This window comes from Bacillus sp. JST-5, from assembly GCF_057747715.1.
This window is the reverse complement of sequence record NZ_JBYLHW010000103.1, coordinates 1-5,589: the sequence shown is the minus strand read 5'-3', so window position 1 is coordinate 5,589 and position 5,589 is coordinate 1. Positions and strand designations below refer to the sequence as shown.

Genomic DNA, 5,589 nt, shown 5'->3' with positions numbered 1-5,589 from the left:
TTCAGCATATAAAACTGAAGCGAATAAATGGGAACAACGTATTGGCGAGCATATAAAACAAAGAAGATTCAAAAAAGAACCAAATGAATATTTAAACACTATTGAAGAGAAATGGAAAAGGCACAACTAACTTATTGTGTTGGTTGTGCCGTCTAAGAAAAAAAACACATGAGGTTGATACTCATGTGAAGATAAAATATGTGTTATCTTGAACGGAATGCAGATGATAGAAAAGCTCTTCGTAAAAGTGGAATACCCATAGAAAATCTCACAACTAGCTGACGAATAAATAAATTGCCTAACAATATGTTCATTAATTTGTATCGATACCTGTAGGCAACCATTCCGATTGCTAGCACACCTAATAATTTAGACATGGCAGAAGTCATCATCATCCCTCCTGTATATATTTTTTCAAAACTTACACTTTTTATCCAAACATTCCTAATAATTTATAAAAAAACCAAAAGTGAGAAAAGCAAAATGGAAAGAAAATTAACAACATCATTATTCATCCATTTAAATCCCTTTATATGAATCGTTTCTGTTTCACAATGAGTTTTTCGTTCCGTTTGAATGCGACACTTTTGGCAACAATATTTCGCTTGAAAAGTTGCACCTAAAAAAGTATCGAAAAATAGTCCAAGACATCCAATGATGGTAATCATCCATAAAGTAGATAATGAAATTAATTTCAATAAATATCCACATCCTGCAATCAATATGGAGCCAATAATACCTGAAATCGTACCAATAAGAGATATGGCACCTGATGTCCCTTTTGGAACTCTTTTCAAAGAAAAAACATCGATGGGATTTTTTGTACTATATGTTCCAAGCTCACTTGCCCAAGTATCACCATTGGCAATTGCTAATGAGGCAATATACGCATGCAAAAATTGCTCTTTGCTTTCTGGAAAAATAAGAGCTAATAATGAAAAAATACATGCCGGACCTCCATTAGCTAATGCTTGGATACCGTCTCGTCTCTCACCTTTTTGAACTATTTCATTGGATTGTTTTTTTATTAAGGACAAAAAACTCGATGTAAGAAAGAATACGCCAAGCATGAATAACCCTGAGAATTGAAATGAAAACCCGATCGATATTCCAATAAAAAAAGCAATAACAGCTCCTCCTATTGTTAATGCATGTAGAAGGAAGCCTAAATATGAAACTATACTCACGAATAAACATATAACGATGAATTCAACCATTCGTTAATATTACATCCTTATTTGTAATAATTTTTGATACAGGTAAATCATGCGATTCTTTCGGTATATCTTCGATAATTTGACAATCGAAAGCTAATGAAACAGTTGGGCCATTATATTGAACTAAATATCGATCATAATATCCGCCACCAAATCCGAGACGATAGCCACTTTTATTAAAAGCTAAACCGGGAACAATTAAACAATCCATTTCGTTCGGTTTTACTAAGGTCGTTATATTTAGATTAGGTTCATATAAATCCCGAAATACATTCTCAAGCTGTGTAAATGCTTTAAGCTCATAAAAATGCATCACATTCTCTTTTGGAAAACATTTTGGAACCGCAATTGATTTACCTTCAAGCCAAGCTCTTCGAATAATTGGATATGTATTGACTTCTGATGAAATAGAAATTGTGATTCCAATCATTTTCGCCTGTTTCCATTCCTCTTGTTCATATAAATTTCGTGCAATTTCGAACGATTGTTGTTCGTATTCCATTTTCGAAAGACTCTGCAACATTTTTTTTATCTGTAATCTTAATTCTTTTTTTCTATTCATTTTCTTCACCTCTTTATAAAAGAAAAAACAGCAGGATCCCTCTGCTGTTTTTACTTTGTTTCGCGATGTAAAGTTGATTTTTTATCGCGTGGACAATATTTTTTTAGTTCTAAACGGTCTGGATTGTTACGTTTGTTTTTTGATGTAATATAATTACGCTCGCCACATTCTGTGCAAGCTAACGTAATATTCACGCGCATATTTAATCCCTCCAAATGTTTCAATCACTTAATACGACTTTTCTATAATATCATTTTTTTATTTGAAAAGCTAGTCTGTTTTTGCAGCATTTCATGTAGTTGTAATAAAGTCTTTTCAGAATTAGAAGAAATCGCCCACGTATATGCTTTAGAAATCTCCCCAGGTTCTAAAACTGCTTCTAAAGTAAATATTCCGGATATATTTCCTTTTCCAATTGGACAAATTCCGATGTCCCCAGACTTTAGTCTTTTTTGCAATTTTCCATCAATAGGAAATGCAGCATATTGGCGGATCGATTTCCCTTTCCAAACACCACTAGTTAAACATAGATGTTCTTCATCGGAATGAAAAAGAACATCTTTTTTGGGAGAGACAAATACAATCCGTTCAGCGTTTGTAACCATACGACTTTCAACCAATAGTTTCCCTAACACACTTTCTTTAGATGAATTTCCAACTATAATTTCCACTATTTTCATCCCATGATTATTTTCAATAAATTGCATGGATACATGTATATTCCCTTCCATTGTTGAAATATTTTTACTTGGAAATAATGAAAGAAGACCGGAAGAAGTGTGCAAGTAATGATTGATCATTACTTGTTGAGAAATTAAATTTAGTTGCTTTAACTTTTCATTTTGAATCATCATTTTATACATGGCACTCACCTTTTTTCTTCATTCTTTTTGGATAACCCTTGTCCACATTGGTCAACTTAAACGAACAACAAAAAGTATCTATCTATACCTTACCATTGATTGAATTTTCAGACAATAAGCTCAATTTGTCATTTTTTGATATTCAATGGAGAAGTCAATAACCATAAGGTTTTTAATCCATATTCACTAGTTTCTTGAAAAAATATCCGACAATTGTCAGTAGAAAGATGTCGACAATACGTTATAATAGACTTTGGGGTGATGACATGGAAATACTAATGATCGTTTTATTCTCTATTTCAATATTGCTTTTTATTATTTCTTTTTTTATGAACGATCCAGTGAAAAGTGTAAAAGAAGAGTTGGACCAGCTTTCTATTCAAATGTTGCAAGATACATATCAATTGAAAAAGAAAGTAAGAATTTTGGAAGAAGAGTTATTAGTACCTGAAACAAATATTCCTGAACCTGTTGGTAGAAAAACAAATGATATTATAAAAAAGCAAGTGACACTTCTACATATGCAGGGTCTTTCTATAGAACAAATCGCTAAACAATCAGCGTTAACGGAAGATGAAGTGTATTCAATCATTCAAGAAAATGAATAGGATGGGAATTGGTTATGAATCGAACTAATGTTCAAGCGTTTGCGTTTGGTATTGCTTTAACGACTGCAATTTTCTTTGTTTACTCGCTCTTTAATCAGACTTTTGACGCGTCCAAAAATATTAAAGAGTTAGAAGAAAACAATTATAAAGTATTAACGATTGGAGAATATGAGACTTTATTGACCACTATTGACTCATATGAAAAGGAAAAGGAAAAGGAAAAGGAAGAAGCTACTAATCAAGAAAAAAATGATAAAAGTCAAGAGAATGATAACAAAAAACAAAATAGTAAAACGCAAAAAAATAAAGTAGATAAAACAGTTACTATAAACATCACGGAAGGAATGGTGCTTGAAACGATTGCTTCGGAATTATCGAGATTAGGTGTCATCGATGACCAGAGAAGTTTTATAAATTACTTTCTTAAAAACGATTTAGACAGAGGAATTCAATTAGGTACTTATAAAATCAAAGATGGAATGAGTTATAAAGAAATAGCTGATTTAATTACCCGATAACGATAAAAGAGGCTGGGACAAAACTAGTTTCAAGTAAGGAAAGAGGTGGAAATTGAGAGGTTCAATTTCCACCTCTTACCATTTTCTTTATTAAATTTTTATATTTTCATATTTGTTGGCCGTGTATTTTCGTAAATTCACCGCCATTAATGCTAAACCCATTTCGTTTTCCACCTTTGATTTTCCGCGGACAGAAAATCGCGTGAAACGCAAATTAGCCTTCAAGAATCCAAAAACTGGTTCCACGTCAATTTTGCGTTGACGATAAATGGAACTCGTTTTTTCTTCTGAAAGCTTCGCTTTTACATATTCTTTTTGTTGTTGCCACTTTTCATTTACTCTGATTGTTCGATGATTGCCCTCTTTTGCTTTCGTACATGTTGAACGAAATGGACATCCTGAACAGTCTTCACATTCATAGATTTTAAACTCTCGTTGGAAGCCCGTTGGATCCGTACGTACAGATGCATATTTAAAGAATAGTCTTCGTTGATTCGGGCAAGTGTAGGCATCATTTTCTTTGTCATACTGCCAATGGTCTGGATGAAACTTATTTTGTTTATACTTTTTCTTCTGCTCTTTCAAATACATGTTATACGTAATCAGTGCTTCTCGTTTTCGATTGGAAAGGATCTCATCATAATTTTGTTCACTGCCATAACCCGCATCTGCAACAATATGCTTTGGTAAATCAAAAAAATGTTTTTCAATCTCATCCAGAAATGGAATGAGAGTACGAGAGTCTGAAGGATTGGCATAAATTCCATAAGCGAGCGCGTATTGTCCTTCCGTTGCGAGTTGTACATTATATCCAGCTTTTAATTGACCGTTTTTCATATAGTCATCTTTCATTCGCATGAACGTCGCATCAGGGTCGGTTTTCGAATAACTATTCCGAGAGCCTAAAATCTTAAAGTCTTTTTGGTATTTCTTTTTACGTTCGATAAAATCCATCAATTGTTTAAATATTTTCTTAGGATATTTGCGCTCATTTCTTAATGTTTTTCGTTCCGCGGCATCCGTCGATGCATCTATTTTTTGATCATACTCGGTAATGACTTCACCTACTTTTTTAGCTATTTGCTCAAGTTCTTTTACACTTAATTCTTCAACGTTTTCACGTTCCATTTCAGGTATGATTTTCGTCTCCAATAATTCGTTATAAATCTCATTGGACTTTTCAATTAAATTTTTATGATATTTTTCAATGGATTTCTTCCATACAAAAGTAAATTTATTCGCATTCGCTTCAATCTTTGTACCGTCGATAAAAATGGCTTCCTGATCAATTAATTTTTCTTCTACGAGTTGGCAACGGAATTGGACAAAGCATTGACGAATTAATTCTTTCACTTCTGGATGGACACGAAAACGATTAATGGTACGGTAACATGGTTCATAACCTTGAGCTAGCCACATCATACGAATACTATCTTTTAATAGAGCTTCAATTTTACGACCTGAAAAAACGGATTGCGAATAAGCACATAAAATGATTTTTAACATCATGCGTGGATGGTAAGCAGGACAACCTGTATTTCGGAGAAATGGCTTGAATGCTTCTTCCGGAATACTTTCAACTAAATGATGGATATGAAAAGCTATATCATTTTTTTGTAATTTAATTTCTAAATCTAAAGGCAAAATTAATTGATTCATGTTATAATGTTTAAACATAGGGACATCCTTTCTGTAAAGTTTTTTTGGGTAACTTAATTTTATCAGAAGTTGTCCCTATTTTTATGTAGAGTAGAAAACTGATTTCAAAGGGACAGCTCATGCTGTCTCTTTTACTCTCAGCTTCCCCTCATCAAACCGTAC

General features: G+C 33.0%; 8 protein-coding genes. 2 read left to right on the top strand and 6 right to left on the bottom strand.

Annotation, left to right across the window (positions count from 1 at the left end):
- Positions 1-203: 203 nt before the first annotated feature.
- The 5 genes from AC3ASS_RS13495 to AC3ASS_RS13475 all read right to left on the bottom strand — a co-directional run bounded on the left by AC3ASS_RS13495 (position 204) and on the right by AC3ASS_RS13475 (position 2,642).
- Positions 204-389 carry a hypothetical protein gene (locus AC3ASS_RS13495; RefSeq protein ID WP_488284046.1) on the bottom strand — a complete coding sequence of 62 codons (186 nt, stop codon included), beginning with the start codon at positions 387-389 and terminating at the stop codon, positions 204-206.
- A gap of 63 nt (positions 390-452) precedes the next feature.
- Entirely contained in the window at positions 453-1,217 is a 765-nt protein-coding gene (locus AC3ASS_RS13490) for a DUF92 domain-containing protein (protein ID WP_488284045.1), read from the bottom strand.
- Positions 1,210-1,779 carry a 5-formyltetrahydrofolate cyclo-ligase gene (locus AC3ASS_RS13485; RefSeq protein ID WP_488284044.1) on the bottom strand — a complete coding sequence of 190 codons (570 nt, stop codon included), beginning with the start codon at positions 1,777-1,779 and terminating at the stop codon, positions 1,210-1,212. The genes AC3ASS_RS13490 and AC3ASS_RS13485 overlap by 8 nt, the downstream gene beginning before the upstream one ends.
- A 50-nt stretch (positions 1,780-1,829) precedes the next feature.
- Positions 1,830-1,979: a 50S ribosomal protein L33 gene (rpmG, locus tag AC3ASS_RS13480; protein ID WP_488284043.1), complete on the bottom strand. Its 150-nt coding sequence runs from the start codon at positions 1,977-1,979 to the stop codon at positions 1,830-1,832.
- 42 nt (positions 1,980-2,021) lie between these two features.
- Positions 2,022-2,642 (bottom strand): hypothetical protein, encoded by a 621-nt coding sequence (locus AC3ASS_RS13475; protein ID WP_488284042.1) that lies wholly within the window; start codon positions 2,640-2,642, stop codon positions 2,022-2,024.
- A gap of 266 nt (positions 2,643-2,908) precedes the next feature.
- Between AC3ASS_RS13475 and AC3ASS_RS13470 the strand changes: the two genes are divergently transcribed.
- Both AC3ASS_RS13470 and AC3ASS_RS13465 read left to right on the top strand, forming a co-directional pair.
- A complete protein-coding gene (locus AC3ASS_RS13470; protein WP_488284041.1) occupies positions 2,909-3,250 on the top strand; it encodes a hypothetical protein in 342 nt (113 codons plus the stop codon).
- Between the two features lie 14 nt (positions 3,251-3,264).
- Positions 3,265-3,768, top strand: a complete 504-nt coding sequence (locus AC3ASS_RS13465) for a hypothetical protein (protein WP_488284040.1) — start codon at positions 3,265-3,267, stop codon at positions 3,766-3,768.
- A gap of 90 nt (positions 3,769-3,858) precedes the next feature.
- On the opposite strand, the gene AC3ASS_RS13460 is transcribed toward AC3ASS_RS13465, so the two are convergent.
- A complete protein-coding gene (locus AC3ASS_RS13460; protein ID WP_488284039.1) occupies positions 3,859-5,445 on the bottom strand; it encodes an IS1182 family transposase in 1,587 nt (528 codons plus the stop codon).
- Between the last annotated feature and the right edge of the window lie 144 nt (positions 5,446-5,589).

What these genes read in the sequence shown, in the direction of transcription:
- AC3ASS_RS13495 (WP_488284046.1), bottom strand. Translation starts at nt 389, where the DNA reads ATGACTTCTGCCATGTCTAAATTATTAGGTGTGCTAGCAATCGGAATG.
- AC3ASS_RS13490 (WP_488284045.1), bottom strand. Translation starts at nt 1,217, where the DNA reads ATGGTTGAATTCATCGTTATATGTTTATTCGTGAGTATAGTTTCATAT.
- AC3ASS_RS13485 (WP_488284044.1), bottom strand. Translation starts at nt 1,779, where the DNA reads ATGAATAGAAAAAAAGAATTAAGATTACAGATAAAAAAAATGTTGCAG.
- rpmG (WP_488284043.1), bottom strand. Translation starts at nt 1,979, where the DNA reads ATGCGCGTGAATATTACGTTAGCTTGCACAGAATGTGGCGAGCGTAAT.
- AC3ASS_RS13475 (WP_488284042.1), bottom strand. Translation starts at nt 2,642, where the DNA reads ATGTATAAAATGATGATTCAAAATGAAAAGTTAAAGCAACTAAATTTA.
- AC3ASS_RS13470 (WP_488284041.1), top strand. Translation starts at nt 2,909, where the DNA reads ATGGAAATACTAATGATCGTTTTATTCTCTATTTCAATATTGCTTTTT.
- AC3ASS_RS13465 (WP_488284040.1), top strand. Translation starts at nt 3,265, where the DNA reads ATGAATCGAACTAATGTTCAAGCGTTTGCGTTTGGTATTGCTTTAACG.
- AC3ASS_RS13460 (WP_488284039.1), bottom strand. Translation starts at nt 5,445, where the DNA reads ATGTTTAAACATTATAACATGAATCAATTAATTTTGCCTTTAGATTTA.